Here is a 16,379-nt window from a genome sequence, read left to right as displayed (position 1 = left end):
GCGGCGTTGGGATACCTACGACAGTTCCGCCGCCACGCGGCACCCAACAGAACGGAACCCCATGGTCAGGGCTATCTGGAACGGAAAAGTCATCGCCGAATCAACGGACACGGTGGTGGTGGAGGGCAACCACTACTTTCCCCGCGACGCCGTCAACGCCGGCTACCTGAGGGACAGCGACCTTTACTCGGTGTGCCCGTGGAAGGGCCGGGCCAGCTACCACACGCTGGAAGTTGACGGGAAGCTCAACGTGGACGCCGCCTGGTTCTACCCTGAGCCCAAGCCCCGTGCCAAGCAGATCGAGGACCGGATCGCCTTCTGGCGCGGAGTGACGATCGAGGGCTGACTGGAACTCCCCCGGGCGGTAACGTGGCGATCACGCTGATAACCGTTCAAGGAGGAATCCGGCATGGAAGTCATCACCATCGAAACGCCGCAGCTGGGCGACCGCACCTACCTCGTGCATGACGGCGCGGTGGGCGTGGTCATCGATCCCCAGCGGGACACGGACAGGGTGGAAAAGGCCGTCTCGGATGCCGGCGTGAGGATCACCCACGTGGCCGAGACGCACATCCACAACGACTACGTCACCGGCGGGCTGCAGCTGGCCCAGGACCACAACGCCGCCTACCTGGTCAACGCCGCGGACGATGTCCCGTACACCCGCCAGCCGATCTCCGACGGGGAAACGGTGCAGGTGGGGCGGATGGTCCTCAAGGCTGTGGCCACGCCGGGGCACACCCACCACCACCTCTCCTACATCGTGACCGACGGCGGGCGCCAGGCGGTGTTCTCGGGCGGCAGCCTGTTGTACGGCTCGGTGGGCCGCACGGACCTGGTCAGCGAGGAAGACACCGTGCCGCTGACCCACCACCAGTACAGGTCGGTCCGGCGGCTGGTGGATGAGGCGGCTGGGGACGCCGGGCTGTACCCGACCCACGGCTTCGGTTCCTTCTGCTCCTCGGGCCCGGCGAGCGGCGCGGAGTCCTCCACCATCGGCGAGCAGCTGAACGACAACCATGCCCTGACGGACCCCGACGAGGACCACTTTGTCCGCGAGCTGATCCACAACCTCACCGCCTATCCGTCCTACTACGCCCACATGGCCCCCATCAACATGGCGGGCCCCACCGCACCGGACCTGGACCTGCCCGACTCGCTGGACCAGGACGAGCTGGCATCCCGGCTGGAGCGGGGAGAGTGGGTGGTGGACCTGCGGAACCGCGTGGCCTTTGCCAGCGACCACCTGAACGGCAGCCTCAGCTTCGAGTACGGCGACGGCACCCAGTTCACCGCCTTCCTGGGCTGGGTCCTGCCCTGGGACGAACAGCTGACGCTGGTGGGTGAACGCCAGGAAGTGGAGAACGCCATCCGGGACCTGTCCCGTATCGGCATCGATAACCCCGACGCGGCCATCGGCGCCGGACCCGGGGACGTTGCGCCGCAGGTGGAAACCTCCTCCTATGACAGCGTCGGCTGGCAGGAAGTGCTGCAGAAGCCCAAGGAGGATCCCATCCTCGATGTCCGCCGCACGGACGAGTTCGAGGATTCCCACATCCAGGATGCGGTGAACATCCCGCTCCACGAGCTGCTCCGGCGCATGGACGAGGTACCCGCTGGCCGGCTGTGGGTGCACTGCGGCTCCGGCTACCGCTCCGCCGTGGCCGCAAGCCTCCTGCAGCGCACCGGCCGCGACGTGGTCCACATTGACGCGAGCTTCGGCGACGTGGAGAAGGCCGGCCTCACGCTGGCCTGAACCGGCAGTGGTGAGCGGACGACGGCGGGACCTCCCGCCGTCGTCCGCCTGCTTTGCCCCGCCTAGAGGTTCGCGGCTTCTTCCTCCGCCAGCCTGATCATGCGGAGTTCATCCTCCACCGCCCGGGACGGCCAGTAGTCCTTGGCCAGTTCGCTGGCCCGGATCCTGTCCGCCTCCGGCAAGAGCTTGCCGAGCAGCCCGGCCGCCTGCATCAGGGCGATCAGCGCTATGGTCCGCGACTCGGGCGCCGCGGTTGCGGGCTTCGCGGCATGTGGCGTTGCACCTTCAGCCGGCCCGTCCTCCAATCCCGTCTCAGCTGCGCCCGCCTCGGCCGTTCCGGTCCCAGGCTCTCCGGTTTCCGGCGGCTGGAGGCCGGACGGGGCAGCACTGAGTGCCGTCCGGATCTTTTCAAGCAGCGCGGCCTCCGGGGCATGGTCCTTTTCCGGATACCGCACGGCCCGGAACCGGCCCAGGTGCTTCTCGCCGACGTGCTCCACGATGCCCGCCGCCGCCATCTGCTCGTAGATGCGCTGCGTCTGGGCGCGGCCTTCCAGCATGGAGACCCACCGCCGGGGGCTGTGCGGCCGTGACTTGCCGCGAATGAGCTCCAGCTCGTGCTGGAGCTCCGTTTCAGGGGTGGCGCCGGTGGCCCGGATGTGCTTGCCCTCCAGCCCGATGGCGCCGAGGAGGTCCAGCTCGGCCAAGATTGCCCCGGCCACCGTGGTCCGAAGGGCGAACACCGGAACCTCGGGTTTGCCGTCCTTGTCATTGGTGGCCAGAAGGAGGAAAGCCTGGGGAAGGCTTAGTTCAACCGCTTGGGGTGTTTCCGCGTTCATGGCACTATGCTGCTCCCGTAATGCGGCGCCCGCTACGGCCGAAGTACCTGTTTTGCGGCGGATCTTCGGGCTTAAGCTGGTACCACAAACGTCCCTTCCAGCGCCGCGGAGGCCGCCGTGGAGACCGAAACTGCCGGCGTGGTTGGCCACGACGTCACCACCATCACCTGTGTGTGCGGCAACACCGTCAGCAAGGACGGACTGATCCAGGCCAACGCGCAGGGCGTCCCCGTGTACTCGGGTGAAGCCCCTGCCCCGCCGGAGCTTGCGGCATGGCCCGCGGACGAGGACCTCTATACCCTGTGCCCCTCCTGCGGCCGCGTCTACCGTGACGCCGTCATCGAGGAAACAGGAACGGCACCTGTTGCGTTCCGGGTCGACGTCAAGGCCGCCCCCATCGCCGAGGCCATCAGCGTCCATTGGAGCCTCAGCACCTAAAGCGCCCCGGCACTTGAGCACCTCAGCACCTCAGCACCCCAGCCAAGCCGCTCCAAGGTGGAAGCGGACGACGGCGGCCGCCTCCCGCCGTCGTCCGCTTGCGTGTCGCACCCGGAGGGGCTGCCCGCCCCGCCGCGATGCTGGCACACTGGGCCAATGAACGAGGCACTCTCCCCCTCCCGCCGGCCCGGCATCCGGGCAGCGATGTTTGTGGATTTCGACAACGTGTTCACCGGCCTGCAGGCCCTGGACCCCCTGGCCGCCAAGCGGTTTGCCGAGGACCCCAAGCACTGGGCGGACGCCTTGTCAGCCGGAGGATCCGGGGAGGGCGCCCGCCGCTTCCTGATCCGCAACTGCTACCTGAACCCGATGGTGTACTCGAAGTACCGGACCTACTGGACTCGCGCCGGCTTCCGTGTGATCGACTGCCCGTCCCTGACCCAGCGGGGCAAGAGCAGCACGGACATCAACCTGGTGCTTGACGCGATGGATGCCCTGTCCGGCAGCGGCGGGATCGAGGAGTTCTTCATCGCCTCGGCTGATGCCGACTTCACGTCCCTGATCCAGCGGTTCCGGGCTGCCGACCGGATGACCACCGTGATCGCGGCCGGAGCCGTGGCCTTCGCCTACCGGGAAATGGCGGACCATGTGGTGGAGTCGCACGACTTCGTGGCGATCCTCCACGGCACCACCGCCGAGCCCCTCCATGCGGGGGCGGCAGTCAAGCAGCCGCAGGCCCCTGCCGTGGCCAAGCCGAAAACCAAGGCCGGCTCCCCCGCCATCCGCGAGGTGCTGGACTTCGTCCGGTCCGCGCCTGGGCCTGTGGTGGGTGCAATGGTGGCACACCGGGCGCTCACGGCCGACCCATCGCTGAAGACGGACTGGGGCGGGTTCGGAAAGTTCGGGACGTGGGTCTCGCAGATCGGCAAGGACGTGGAATATTCGGCAGCGCAGGGCGGCTGGGTCTGGGACGCGAAGCGGTTTTCCACCGAAGATCTTCCCCTGCCTGCGGACCTCCAGCCGCGCATCGAGGAGCAAGTCACCCGGGTGACGGACGTGCCGGCACTGTCCACTGCCCAGTTCCGGCAGATTTTCCAGTCCATGGCGGCGCGGCTCCGGGAACATCCGCCCCTCAACCGCACCGAACTGTCCCGGCAGGTGCGTGACGACTGCGTCAGCGCGGGCCAGCCGGTCTCCCGGAATGCGGTGAGCTTTGTGCTGCAGGGCCTCGCCTACGCCAACTTCCAGCTCAGCGACAAGTCGACGGCGGCCGAGCTGGCGGCAGCCTGGACGGCGAACGTGGAGGAACTCTGCAGGGTGGCGCTGCTGGAGTTCGACGCCGGCGAGAAGCTTGCGGTGCGGCGCTGGGCAAGCGGCGGGCTGCTGGAGAACGGACAGGCTTAGGCGGACGACGGCGGGACGCGCCTCTGAATCTGGCCGCCGCTTGCGGGCGGGCCGGCTCCGGGACGTTTGGCTCTGGACCCGTCCCCGGCCGGTTGCAAGACTGGCTTGCATGAAGTTCCTTGACGCCCCGCCCCGGTTCCTGTTCTTCACGGGCAAAGGCGGTGTGGGCAAGACTTCGGTGGCGTGCGCGTCGGCGCTCTCCCTGTCGCGGGCCGGCCGGAAGGTGCTGCTGGTCAGCACGGACCCCGCGTCCAATATCGGGCAGGTCTTCGGCCTCACTGTTGGAAACACCGTCACCGCAATTCCGGAGGTGCCAGGCCTCGCTGCCCTGGAAATCGACCCGGAGCAGGCCGCCGAGGCTTACCGGGAGCGGATCCTCACCCCAGTCCGCGGAGTCCTGCCGGAAACGGAACTGGCCGGCGTCGCCGAGAGCCTTTCCGGTTCCTGCACGACGGAGGTGGCCTCCTTCGACGAGTTCACCAGCCTGCTCGGAGACGATGCTTCCTATGCGGAGTATGACCACATCATCTTTGACACCGCCCCGACCGGCCACACCATCCGCCTGCTGCAGCTGCCCGGCTCGTGGACGGATTTCCTTGCCACCGGCGCAGGGGAACCGTCCTGCCTGGGTCCGCTGTCCGGGCTGGACAAGCACAAGGAGGTGTATGTCAGGGCGGTCCAGGCCCTAGCTGATCCGCTGCGTACCCGGCTTGTCCTGGTGACCCGGGCCCAGCCGTCATCCCTTAAGGAGGTTGAGCGGACCTACCTTGAGCTGAACCAGATCGGCATCAGCGGCGGTTACCTGGTGGTTAATGGTGTGCTGCCCGAGGCAGCCGGCGGGGAGGAGCTTGCGAAGGCCCTGCGTGCCCGGGAGGCTGCGGCCATGGCGGCCGTCCCCGGGGCGGTTGCCGGGCTCCCCCGCGACGTGCTCGAGCTCAAGCCCGGCAACATGGTGGGGATTCCGGCGCTCGAATCCCTGTTTGCTCCCTCGCTGCTGGCGGACGCTGCCGAGGGACCGCCGTCGTTCCTTGACGTCGAGGACGCCCCGCTTGCCGCACTGGTGGACGGCATTGAGGCCGACGGACACGGGCTGGTGATGTGCATGGGCAAGGGCGGCGTGGGAAAGACGACGGTGGCTGCGGCGATTGCGGTTGCCCTGGCCAGGCGGGGGCACGCCGTCCACCTCACCACCACCGATCCGGCGGCGCACCTGTCCGAGACGCTGCACGGGTCCGTCGCGGGGCTGACGGTGTCCCGCATTGACCCGGCGGCGGCCATCCAGGAATACCGGGCCCACGTGATGGACACCAAGGGCCGGAGCATGGACGACGAAGGCCGGGCGGCGCTGGCGGAAGACTTGATGTCGCCCTGCACGGACGAGGTTGCGGTGTTCCGGCAGTTCTCCCGGGTTGTGCAGGAGTCCCGGCGGCACTTCGTGGTGATGGACACCGCACCCACCGGGCATACTCTCCTGCTGCTGGATGCCACGGGCTCCTACCACCGGGAGATCTCCCGGCAGGTGGGGGACTCGATGGGATTCGTGACTCCGCTGATGCGCCTCCAGGATCCGGTGGGGACGAAGGTCATCCTGGTGACGCTGGCCGAGACCACGCCAGTGCTGGAGGCGGAGGAACTCGAGGTTGACCTGGAGCGGGCCGGGATCCATCCGTGGGCCTGGGTCATCAACAACTCCATCGCCGCCGCCCGCCCGCGCTCGCCGTTCCTTCGTGCCCGCGCGGCCCAAGAAACGGACCAGATTACGAAAGTGCGGGCCATGGCGGAGCGGGTTGCCCTGATCCCCCTGCTGCCGGAAGAGCCCATCGGAGAGGCGAAACTGACGGCGCTGATGGCTTTCACCACCCAGCGCGTTTAGCGGGAAGGTGGGACGGACGACGGCGGGACCTCCCGCCGTCGTCCGCTTGGCTGTCTTCTTGTTAGGCCGGTCACGCACTGTTGGATGGCTACGCAGCCAGCGGCATGTCGAACAGCTGCTCAGCGAGGCTGATGAGGTGACGGGGCGCGTCCGTCTCTTCGCCCGGGTCCACATAGCCCAGCAACAGGGCCGTTCCGTGGATGGTGTCGTCCAGCTCAACGCCGGCTTCCCGGATAAGCACTTCCGCCCGCAGGTTGGGGAAGGACCGGCTTCCGTCATTGTTCAGGTAGGCGCGCCAGCCGCGGCCGGCGATGTACCCGATTTCTCCGGCGGCCACCCGCTGGAGTGCTGTGGCGTCCAGGTCAAGGGGTTTGAGGTGCACCGGGTGGGACAGCCGGGCCGGAACCACCAGGGCGTTGCAGGAAATGTTCATGGTGTGTCCTTGGAACTGAGCACGAGGATATGCAACTGGGAATGGAGCGCGGGCAGCCGGGCGGACTAGGAGTTCCGTTCCCGGCTGCCCGCGGGCTTGTCAGCGCTGGTTCTTGCGCGGCTTTGCGAAATTCAGTTCGCTGTTCTCGTTTTTTGCCCTTTTATCGGCCCGCTTTTCGAGAATTGTCTTGCCCGCTTTTTTTATGGCGCCGCTTTTCGGGGATTTTCCGGACATCGGAATCACGCCTTTCTATGCTTTGCGTTACCCAGTACCATACCTACTTTTATTTTTTAAGCCAGTCCTGGAAAGTACCGTCATTTCGGCCTAGAGAGGGCAAGCTCGGCTGACTGGGTCGTCCAGCCTCGGATGCCTGCAGAAATTCAATTTTTCCGAATCAGGCTTTTACTGCAGTCCCTTTCATCGCAGCGAAAGGCGAATCAAAAAAGCGTCATCACATTGCAACCATGCATCTTCCCACCTCCGGATAAGGCCCCCAAACGGAGCGCCCGGGGCATCCCATGGCGGCCCCGGGAAACAGCCATTATGCTGAGCGGACCTGTCTCAGAGGATGGGCTTGGGGGCACAAGGGGGCGCCGGTGGTACCGGATTTCGGCAAAAGGGATTTTTCAGGCATGCCTGCCGGCGAGCAAAACATTCCCGGCCTACGGCGTTCGCCGAGCGGGCGTATCCCACAGTGGGCAATTGATGAAGCCCTTGGCAAGCTGCAGGATCCCGAGCCCTGGCGTACAGTCACGGTACAAAGTTCGGGCAAGAGACGCGGCTATCGCCGAATTAGACCAGCACGCAAACGGAAATGGAAGGCGAGGTCGGCCACGGTACTGGGCCTCGCACTCGTCGTAGGGCTCTATTTCGCTCCCACCCTCTTCGACCGGTTCGTCCTGTCCGCGGCGCTGCCGCACCTGCCCGGATCAGACGTGCCTCCCCCGGGGTTCGAAGCTGCTTCGTCTCCACTCGGCGTCCCACCTGCCACGACCGGATCCACCGCGTTTGTCCTGCAGGAGTCTCCTGACCCGGGCCAGCCATTTGTGGCATATGACCCGTGCCGCCCGGTCCATTACGTTGTCCGCCCGGAGTTGGCGCCAGAAGGCACCGAGCAGCTCATCAAGGAGGCCGTGGCCGCGGCTTCCGCCGCGACCGGGCTGCAGTTCGTCTACGATGGCCCGACGGACGAAGCACCGTCACAGGACCGCGAGGCATACCAGCCTGACAGGTACGGCAAGAAGTGGGCGCCTATCCTCATCTCGTGGTCAACGCCGGAGGCAGCGCCGGAGCTGGCGGGAAGCGTCGCAGGGACCGGCGGCAGTACATCCATCCAGATGCCAGGACAGCCCTATGTGTACGTCAGCGGCCAGGTCCTCCTTGACGCACCGGCCCTCGCGGAAACGCTGGCCTATCCGGACGGGCCCGCATTGGTCCGGGCCGTCATCATGCATGAGCTGGCGCATGTGGTCGGGCTGGACCATATAAACGACCCCACCCAGCTCATGTACGAAGAGAACAGCGGGCAGCTGGACTTCGGTGCCGGGGACCGAGCCGGCCTGGCTTTGTTGGGGACCGGCGAGTGCGTGCCGCAGATATGACAGCCGGCTGATCTGCCGGTCCCCGACGGACTTCAGCGGGCTGTGCGTGCCGGTGCATCCTCAACCGCATTTTCGTCCACCAGATGGTGCAGCTGTTCGGCGTGGCCGCGCGGGGCATGTGCCTTGTCTTCACCATTTTCATAGGCGTTCTCGGCGTGGAGGCTGATATCGAGTCCCTTCGCCTCCACCGGCGCCGCAACCCGGATGCCCATGGTCAGGTCAAGGACCTTTGCGATCACCCACGTGACCGAGAAGGTGTAGGCGAAGACGGCCAGGATGGCGAGCGCCTGCCGGCCCAGGAGTTCGAAGCCGCCGCCATAGAGCAGCCCTGCCGCTCCGCTGGGCGCCTCCGGAGTGGAGAGGACACCGATCAGGAGGCCGCCAACTACGCCACCGATGAAGTGCAGCGCGGTGACGTCGAGGGCATCGTCGAAACCGAGTTTGTACTTGAGTGCGACGGCGAAGTAGCAGACGGCTCCGGCGGCACAGCCGATGGCCATTGCAGCAAGCGGGGTGACGGCACCGCAGGATGGGGTGATGGCGACGAGGGCGGCGATGGCACCCGAGGAAGCGCCCAGGGTGGTGGGATGACCATCCCGGAGCTTCTCCACGAGGAGCCAGACGACGACGCCGGCGCAAGTGGCCGCGACGGTGTTGAAAACAGCGACGGCTGCGTTATTGTCGGCAGCACCCAGGCCGCTGCCGTCGAATCCGATCCAGCCTGTGAAGAGTAGCCCGACGCCCAGCAGCGTCAGGGGGAGGCTGTGAGCTTTGGGCTGCACGGGCCACGTGCGGCGCTTGCCGAGCACAAGAGCCAGGGCGAGTGCGGCCACACCTGAGTTGACGTGGATGGCTGTGCTGCCGGCGTAGTCGACGGCACCGAGAGTGTTGGCGATCCAGCCTCCCTGGACTGAACCGTCCGCCGAGTCGAAGGCGAATACCCAGTGGGCAACCGGGAAATAGACCAGGCTGGCCCAGATGCCCGCAAAAGCAAGCCAGGCACCAAACTTCATCCGGTCAGCCGCCGCACCAGCTACGATGCCGGCCGTCAGGCCGGCGAACATCAAGTGCAGTGCCGCGAGCGCGAGTGGCGGCAGGGCGGCGTCGTCCGGGGCGGTCAGAAGCTGGCCCAGCCCCGCGAACTCCAGCGGGTTGCCCAGCAGGCCCAGCCCGCCGATGGAATTGCCGAAGACGGCGGAGTAGCCGAAAACGATCCAGAGAACACCCACAACGCAGAAGGAGCCGAACACCATGAGCATCATGTTCATGGCGGTTTTGCGGCTGACCATCCCGCCATAGAAGAGCGCCAGGCCGGGCAACATCAGCGCGACGGCAATAACGGCGGTGAGAACCCACGCCGTGTTGCCCGCGATAGTGGCAGTGTCCATTCGAATCTCCAAAGGCTAGATAACGGGCACGCCGCCCGGGAGCGGGGCACCAGCGTTTCGATACGCTATCTAAATTCTTGGAGCCGACGTTTTCGATGCCATATCGAATTCGTTTCGGGTGAGTTAACTTTCGGCGGTGGGGTTCCACGCGGCGGTAAGGGCCGCTGCATCTGCCCTAATGTCAGCCAAGTCCACTTGCAACACCAGCAGCCGGGCGAGGGTGGTGTCTGCGCTGAGTCCGGAAACCTGCTCCGCGGTATAAGACCGCAGCCCCGGAAGCGGCTGGCGGTAGTGCCTTTGCAGGCCCTCGTTCAGACCCAAAGCAGCCGTGGCGGCATCCTCGGGATCAGCAGCCTGGAACTCACCGGCCTCGACACCCTGCCGCACAATGGATGCGGTCAGCCGGTGCAGGGCGGCGTAGTCGTCAAAGAATGCGCCGAAATTCTGAGGCTGGGAGCGTGCCACCCGCTCAAACTCGTAGAAGTCCAAGGGCGCGGAACACAACTGCATGGCATCGGCGTGCAGGACGGCGTAAAGCCTGGCCGCAGCCGGACCGGGCCGGACCTCCAGTGCCGCCGCAAGCGCAAGCGAACCCCGGTTCTCCTCCAGAAGCGCCTGAAGGATGTGCTCCTTGCGCGCGAACCAGTAGTAGAGCGAGGACTGGCGCAGCCCGGCGCTGCGGGCGATCTCGCTCATGGTGGTTTCCGCGTACCCCTTTGCCACGAACAGTGCGGTGGCTTCACGGATGACCTCCTGCCGCGGGGAACCGGCGGGGGCGCCGCTCAGGCGCGGACGCCCCGCCGTTGATGATGCCGCATCCTTTGCCATGCCCTACCCCTGCCGCCGCGCTGTCCGGAACTTACCCACGAGCCTATCGGGGAATGATTTACGGGCACGAAACAATTTCGACACTCTATCGAAATTGCTGGCGGCGAGACTTTCCATAACTTATCGAAATGGCATCGTCCGCGTTGCCACAAGCACCGAACAGGGAGACACCATGAGTGTGGAAACAGCACAAGCCGCAGTTGAGACAGTGCAGCGAAAGCTCCGCGAAGCGGGGGTCAAATACGCAATGTCGAGCTTCGTTGACCTGCACGGGAACATCAAAACCAAGTTTGTCCCGCTGTCCCACCTACCGCAGATGGCCGCCGGCTCCGAACTGTTCACCGGTGCCGCCCTGGACGGGCTCCCCCAGGACATCAGCGACGAGGAACTCTCAGCAATCCCTGATCTGGACAGCGCCGTGCAGCTGCCCTGGCGCAAGGAAGTGGCCTACTTCGCCAGCGACCTCTACACCGCAGGCAAGCCCTTCGAGGCGGCCTCCCGGAACATCCTGAAACGGCAGCTTGAAGCCGCCAAGGAGCTGGGATTCACCTTCAACCTGGGCATCGAGACCGAGTTCTTCGTCCTCAAGGACACCCCTGACGGCCCTGTGGAGGTCAGCGACCGGGACAACCTCAGCAAGCCTTGCTATACCGCCCCGGCAGCCCTGGACAACTTCGACTGGCTCACAGAGATGGTCGAGGCCATGAACGACATGGGCTGGGGCGTCTACTCCTTTGACCACGAGGATGCCCAGGGCCAGTTCGAGATTGACTTCAAATACTCGGACGCCCTCACTATGGCAGACCGGGCAGTGTTCTTCCGGCTCATGGCCAACGAGATGGTCCGCAAGCACGGGTACTTCGCCACGTTCATGCCGAAGCCCTTCGCCGACCGCAGCGGCTCCGGCGCCCACTTCAACATGTCCCTCGCCGATGCGGAGACGGGCGTCAACCTCTTCGAGACCGACGACGACCCGCGCGGTTGCGGCATCTCGGAACTGGGTTACAAGTTCATCGCCGGCGTCCTGAAGCACGCACCCGCCATCTGTGCCGTCATCGCCCCCACCGTCAACAGCTACAAGCGCCTGGTCCGCAAGGGCAGCATGTCAGGCTCCACCTGGGCGCCCGTGTTCGTCAGCTACGGCAACAACAACCGAACCAACATGGTCCGCGTGCCCCTGGCGGGCGGCCGGGTGGAGTGCCGGGCAGCGGATATCAGCTGCAACCCCTACCTGGGGGCGGCCATCATCCTCGCTGCAGGGCTCGAAGGCATCCGCGAAAACCTCGATCCCGGGGCGCCGCACACCGAGAACATGTACAACTACACGGAATCCGAGATCCTGAAGAACGGCCTGGGCCTTCTCCCCCGCAGCCTGGGCGAGGCTATCGAGGAGTTCGCCGCGGACAGCCTGTCGCGCGATGTCTTCGGCGAGTCGATGTACAACGCCTACATCGACTACAAGGGACAGGAATGGGACGAGTACCAGGCCCACGTCTCCGAATGGGAGACCAAGCGCTACCTGAAGTTCTTCTAAGCGGTCCCGTGCACCAGGAATTCGTACTCGGCAGGTTCGGGCTGGTCTCCGGCCTGGACCTGCCGGACGCCAAGCTCGCCTATAAGACATACGGGGAACTCAACGAGGCCCGGGACAATTGCATCCTCCTGCCCTCCTACTACACCGGCACGCACGCCAGCTACGAACCCTGGATCGGCCCGGGCAGGATGCTGGACCCGGAGCGCTGGTTCATCGTTGCCGTGAACATGTTCGGCAACGGCCTGTCCACCTCCCCCTCTTACGCCTCTCCCGAGACCAGGGGTGCGGCTTTTCCGGACGTCGACATCGCGGACAACGTCATTGCGCAGCATCGCCTGCTCACCGCCCTCGGAGTCCGCCACATCCGCATGGTTGCCGGCTGGTCCATGGGGGCGCTGCAGGCGTACGAGTGGGCTGTCCGCTATCCGGAGATGGTTTCCGGCATCCTTCCGGTTGCCGGGGCAGCCCGGTGTTCACCGCACAATTTTGTGTTCCTGGAAAGCGTAAAAGCTGCGCTGACTACTGACCAGGCGTACGACGGCGGCAGGTACAGTTCCCCGCCCGTCCTCGGTCTGAGGGCGTTTGCGACCGTCTACGCCGGCTGGGCGTACTCCCAGGAGTTTTTCCGGGACGAGGTTTACCGGGAACTCGGTTACAGGAGCGTTGAGCATGTTCTGGACGAGTGGGCGAAGGACCATGAACAGATGGATGCCAACAACCTACTGACGGTGCTGGGCGCATGGCAGCGGGCCGATGTCGGGACGCCCGCGCGCGGCGGGTTCGAGGCGGCCCTGGGCCAGATCCGGGCGCGCTGCATAGTTATGCCGGGCACCACCGACCTCTACTTCCCAGCCGCGGACAGCAGGATCGAGGCCGGCCTGGTCCCGGGCGCCCAATTCCGTCCGCTCGAATCAAATCTTGGGCACGTTGCCGGACGGCCCGGAATCCGAGCCGCGGAAACGGATCAGATCGGCGATGCCATGCGACAGCTTCTTGATGGCTGACAAAACGCCACAACAACTACCCGTGGGCGAGGAACTCCAAAAGATGGGAAATCAGCGTCCGAGGTGCCCGATCCAGCGCACCGTGATCCGCTCCCGGCACAGCCGTGCACCGGCCGTGAAGCAGCTGGGCGGAGAGGCTCCTGGCTATCACCGAATAGAACTCGTCGCTATCGGAACCGAAGAGCACAAGCACGGGAACCGGAATGCCGGCGTAGCGCTCTGCAGGAGGCCGGTTGCCGTCAAGGAATGCCAGTTCATTGACGGCACTGTGCACCGTTCCTTTCCACGCCCGGCCTTTTCGTGTGGCAATTGCCAGCAAGCGGACCACCGCTTGGAAGGCAGGTTCCGGAAGCGGGCTTGCGGTGAGCTTGGTGGATATACCCTTACCCAGGATTGACACAGCCCGGTGCGCGTCACCTCGTTGCACCGCCGATTCGAACTCGGGCAGGAAATGGGTTGGCACTGCACCGCCGATGTTGGGAACGGCATCGAATACGGCGATCCGCCGGACGGGCAGCTGAAGCCCGGCTTCGAGGGCAACTGCACCGCCATAGCTATGACCGAAAACCATGATGCTGCCGGTGGCGTCCAGGATGCGCCCGAGGTCAGCCACCTCGGTGTGCATGGAGTAGTCGTGCGGCTGCAGGCTGGATCCAGGCCTGCCCCGTCGGTCGTACACGTGGACGGGCAGGCCCTTGCTGAGCCGCCTCGCGGTTCTGAAGTAGGTTGGCGCAACGGTATTCGTCCCGCACACAAGCACCACACCCGGCCCGTCCCCGAAGCTGAAAACGCGAAGGTGGCCGCCGTCGGATGTTTCCACTGTGTGCTGCCGCACGGCTCTGTTACCGCGGCCCTAAAGGGCTACCGTGCGGAATCCGGTGTTCCCGCTGGAGGATTCCGGGGTGTTCGAACTCCGGGCGGCCACACGGTAGCGGTTGCAGTAGGAGTCGTGGCACAGGTACGAGCCGCCGCGCATCACGCGCCCCGCACCGATGGTGGGCCCAGGCGGGTTCTCACCCGCTGAGTTGCGGTAGTACTTCGGCAGGAACCAGTCGGAGCACCATTCCCACACATTGCCGCTGACCTCGTAAAGGCCGTACCCGTTCGGGGGAAAGGACATCACGGGAGCCGTCCCCAAATGGCCGTCGTCCTGCGAGTTCGCAGCAGGGAAGGTGCCCTGCCAGATGTTGCAGAGGTGTTCCTCCCCGGGACCGAGCAGGCTGTTCCCCCAGGGGTAGCGCTGCCCTTCGAGGCCGCCCCTGGCTGCGTACTCCCACTCAGCCTCCGTGGGGAGCCGGCGTCCGGCCCATGCGCAATAGGCCAGCGCATCATTGTGGGAGACATGGACCACCGGATGCGTCGCCAGCGCCGACCAGTGGGACTTCGGCCCGCCGGGGTGCGCCCAGTCAGCCCCACGGACGTTGAGCCACCAGGGAGTCCCGGCAGCAACGCCGAGCACATCCTTTGTGTCTGCCTGCACCAAGAGGTGGAAGACGGCGGACGATCCGAACAGTTCCGCTTCCGTCCGGTAACCGGTTGCCTCGACAAAAGCGGCGAACTGCTCGTTGGTGACGGCAGTGGCGTCAATGCGGAAGCCGTCGAGCACCACGTCGTGCACGGGTGCTTCTCCGTCGGCCGGGTAACCTTCATCGAAGGGGTCCCCCATACGGAACCGTCCGGCCGGAACAGCTACCTCGGCCCTCGCCTGGGATGCTCCCCCTACCCGGATTGGCGGTACGGCTTCGGCGGGGAAGTCTTCGGCAGTCCGGTTTCCGGAACTCCGCCGGGCCGGGGCGCAGCATCCGTCCGCGTCGTGCATCTGCCCTCCGGATCACCTGTTGCCGGCAGGCCAGCATGGTGGGGGCGGCCGCCGTCGTGGTTTAGTTGAGTTAGATAACAAAACTATACCCTTTTCATCTCAGGAGACTCCGTGACAAAGCTGGGGGGCAGGCCCACTGCGGGAAAGCAGCAAACGACGGCGTCAGCTGGCGGAGCAGGTGTCCCGCCGAGCCTGGTGGACATCCGCCGGCACAACCTCTCGGCGACCTTGAAGGCTGTGCGGGACCGCCAGCGCGTCACCCGTGCGGACCTCATTGCCGAATCAGGGCTGAACCGGGTTACCGTCCTGCACCTCGTCAACGAGCTTCAGGAGATGGGGCTGATCCAGGAATCCGGCCTGGCGCCGACCGGGAAGTCCGGACGGCCCGCGCGCGTCCTTGAGATGAGCGACACCGCCCTGGCCGTGGGCGCCCTCGAGCTGAACGTGGACCACATCGCCCTCAAGTGCACGTCGCTCCAAGGCAGGGTGGTGTTCACCAAGCGGCTGGAGGTTTCGGCCAGTGACCACCAGCCGGAATACGTCCTGGATCTTGCAGGCGACCTGATCAGGCAGGCCGAGTCCTCCGCCGCAGCCGAGGACATGAGAATCGTGCGTGTCAGCGTCGGCTGCCCCGCCTTCGTGGACAACGCCGAAGGCGTGGTGGTGAAATCCCTCAGCCTGGGTTGGACGGACGTGCGGGTCGTCGATGAGCTGGAAAAACGCTCCGGCGGAGGCGTTGCCTTCACCCTGGACAAACTGGCGGATCTGGCGATCCACGCCGAACGCAAGAACTCCGAGATTCCCAGCGAAGAGGGCGTCCTCCTCCTCTACGGCGAAATGGGCGTGGGAGGTTCCTTTCAAAAGCATTCGGAAATCCTCAGGGGTGATGCCGGCATGGGCGGCCAGTTCGGCCACCTGACGGTCAACCACGACGGCCGCCCGTGCTACTGCGGCCGGGCCGGCTGCCTCGAAACCTACGTGGGTGTTGCCCCGCTGTCACTGGCGCTGGAGAGTTCCACCGGCCACCATTCGTCCTCCGCTGCGGTCAGGGTCAGTGAAGCCCTGGCGGCAGTCCAGGACGGGGACCCTGCCGCCCGGAAGGAACTGGCCGACCAGGGAAAGTGGCTTGCCCGCGCGGTGTCCACCCTGACGGCCATCTTTGATCCGCGCGTGATCATCCTGGGCGGATACCTTACCCAGCTGGCTCCGCTGCTGATGCCCGCCTTCGAAGAAGAGCTCGGCCTCTGGGCCGAGGGCGAGTTCACCCACGGCACGGAAATCGCCGTTTCGCGGCTCGGAACTGACGCTGTCCTTGATGGCGGGATTGATACAGCCATCAGCGATCTGGTGCGCTCCCCCTGGACCGTCACAGGGTAGAGCCATGTATTGACAATGTGATGCAGCCCACCATAATCTGAATTTAGTTACATCACCTAACCAAACCCTATCCCTCCGTTGATGCGGA

The 16,379-nt window shown here is 65.4% G+C and carries 16 protein-coding genes; 9 read left to right on the top strand and 7 right to left on the bottom strand.

The features are described 5' to 3' along the window. The first annotated feature begins 61 nt into the window (after positions 1–61). Together ACIQF4_RS08375 and ACIQF4_RS08370 are read left to right on the top strand one after the other, a co-directional pair. Complete coding sequence (locus ACIQF4_RS08375) at positions 62–346, top strand: DUF427 domain-containing protein (protein ID WP_400517743.1); 285 nt, start codon at positions 62–64, stop codon at positions 344–346. A gap of 63 nt (positions 347–409) precedes the next feature. Next, positions 410–1,756, top strand: a complete 1,347-nt coding sequence (locus tag ACIQF4_RS08370; protein WP_400517745.1) for a rhodanese-like domain-containing protein — start codon at positions 410–412, stop codon at positions 1,754–1,756. 62 nt (positions 1,757–1,818) lie between these two features. Here ACIQF4_RS08370 and ACIQF4_RS08365 read toward each other — a convergent pair whose 3' ends face one another. Continuing rightward, complete coding sequence (locus tag ACIQF4_RS08365; protein WP_400517746.1) at positions 1,819–2,592, bottom strand: GPP34 family phosphoprotein; 774 nt, start codon at positions 2,590–2,592, stop codon at positions 1,819–1,821. 117 nt (positions 2,593–2,709) lie between these two features. Here ACIQF4_RS08365 and ACIQF4_RS08360 point away from each other — a divergent pair, with 117 nt between their 5' ends. The 3 genes from ACIQF4_RS08360 to arsA all read left to right on the top strand — a co-directional run bounded on the left by ACIQF4_RS08360 (position 2,710) and on the right by arsA (position 6,307). Continuing rightward, positions 2,710–3,030 (top strand): hypothetical protein, encoded by a 321-nt coding sequence (locus ACIQF4_RS08360; protein ID WP_400517747.1) that lies wholly within the window; start codon positions 2,710–2,712, stop codon positions 3,028–3,030. Between the two features lie 156 nt (positions 3,031–3,186). Continuing rightward, on the top strand, positions 3,187–4,434 hold the full coding sequence (locus ACIQF4_RS08355) for an NYN domain-containing protein (protein ID WP_400517748.1): 1,248 nt from the start codon (positions 3,187–3,189) through the stop codon (positions 4,432–4,434). Between the two features lie 109 nt (positions 4,435–4,543). Further along, the gene (arsA, locus tag ACIQF4_RS08350) at positions 4,544–6,307 is read left to right on the top strand and encodes an arsenical pump-driving ATPase (protein WP_400517749.1); all 1,764 of its coding nucleotides are present in this window, start codon (positions 4,544–4,546) and stop codon (positions 6,305–6,307) included. Positions 6,308–6,395: 88 nt separating this feature from the next. Here the strand turns inward: arsA and ACIQF4_RS08345 are convergent, their stop codons facing one another. Both ACIQF4_RS08345 and ACIQF4_RS08340 read right to left on the bottom strand, forming a co-directional pair. Next, positions 6,396–6,740: a hypothetical protein gene (locus tag ACIQF4_RS08345; protein ID WP_400517750.1), complete on the bottom strand. Its 345-nt coding sequence runs from the start codon at positions 6,738–6,740 to the stop codon at positions 6,396–6,398. 99 nt (positions 6,741–6,839) lie between these two features. Next, a complete protein-coding gene (locus tag ACIQF4_RS08340) occupies positions 6,840–6,974 on the bottom strand; it encodes a hypothetical protein (protein WP_350005026.1) in 135 nt (44 codons plus the stop codon). A gap of 812 nt (positions 6,975–7,786) precedes the next feature. Here ACIQF4_RS08340 and ACIQF4_RS08335 point away from each other — a divergent pair. Continuing rightward, complete coding sequence (locus ACIQF4_RS08335) at positions 7,787–8,341, top strand: hypothetical protein (protein ID WP_400517751.1); 555 nt, start codon at positions 7,787–7,789, stop codon at positions 8,339–8,341. Positions 8,342–8,373: 32 nt separating this feature from the next. Here ACIQF4_RS08335 and ACIQF4_RS08330 read toward each other — a convergent pair whose 3' ends face one another. Together ACIQF4_RS08330 and ACIQF4_RS08325 are read right to left on the bottom strand one after the other, a co-directional pair. Further along, complete coding sequence (locus ACIQF4_RS08330; RefSeq protein ID WP_400517752.1) at positions 8,374–9,729, bottom strand: ammonium transporter; 1,356 nt, start codon at positions 9,727–9,729, stop codon at positions 8,374–8,376. 123 nt (positions 9,730–9,852) lie between these two features. Continuing rightward, positions 9,853–10,557, bottom strand: a complete 705-nt coding sequence (locus ACIQF4_RS08325) for a TetR/AcrR family transcriptional regulator (RefSeq protein WP_400517753.1) — start codon at positions 10,555–10,557, stop codon at positions 9,853–9,855. Positions 10,558–10,729: 172 nt separating this feature from the next. Between ACIQF4_RS08325 and glnT the strand changes: the two genes are divergently transcribed. Next, a complete protein-coding gene (gene glnT / locus ACIQF4_RS08320) occupies positions 10,730–12,091 on the top strand; it encodes a type III glutamate--ammonia ligase (RefSeq protein ID WP_350005019.1) in 1,362 nt (453 codons plus the stop codon). 8 nt (positions 12,092–12,099) lie between these two features. Continuing rightward, entirely contained in the window at positions 12,100–13,095 is a 996-nt protein-coding gene (locus ACIQF4_RS08315) for an alpha/beta fold hydrolase (RefSeq protein ID WP_400517370.1), read from the top strand. Positions 13,096–13,111: 16 nt separating this feature from the next. On the opposite strand, the gene ACIQF4_RS08310 is transcribed toward ACIQF4_RS08315, so the two are convergent. Together ACIQF4_RS08310 and ACIQF4_RS08305 are read right to left on the bottom strand one after the other, a co-directional pair. After that, a complete protein-coding gene (locus tag ACIQF4_RS08310; protein WP_400579943.1) occupies positions 13,112–13,930 on the bottom strand; it encodes an alpha/beta fold hydrolase in 819 nt (272 codons plus the stop codon). A gap of 18 nt (positions 13,931–13,948) precedes the next feature. After that, the gene (locus ACIQF4_RS08305) at positions 13,949–14,914 is read right to left on the bottom strand and encodes a formylglycine-generating enzyme family protein (RefSeq protein WP_400517368.1); all 966 of its coding nucleotides are present in this window, start codon (positions 14,912–14,914) and stop codon (positions 13,949–13,951) included. Positions 14,915–15,025: 111 nt separating this feature from the next. Here ACIQF4_RS08305 and ACIQF4_RS08300 point away from each other — a divergent pair, with 111 nt between their 5' ends. Next, positions 15,026–16,291 (top strand): ROK family protein, encoded by a 1,266-nt coding sequence (locus ACIQF4_RS08300; protein WP_400517367.1) that lies wholly within the window; start codon positions 15,026–15,028, stop codon positions 16,289–16,291. Positions 16,292–16,379 lie beyond the last annotated feature (88 nt).

This window comes from Pseudarthrobacter sp. NPDC092202 (genome assembly GCF_044755505.1).
GTDB lineage: Bacteria > Actinomycetota > Actinomycetes > Actinomycetales > Micrococcaceae > Arthrobacter.
This window is presented reverse-complemented; position numbering and strand designations above follow the sequence as displayed.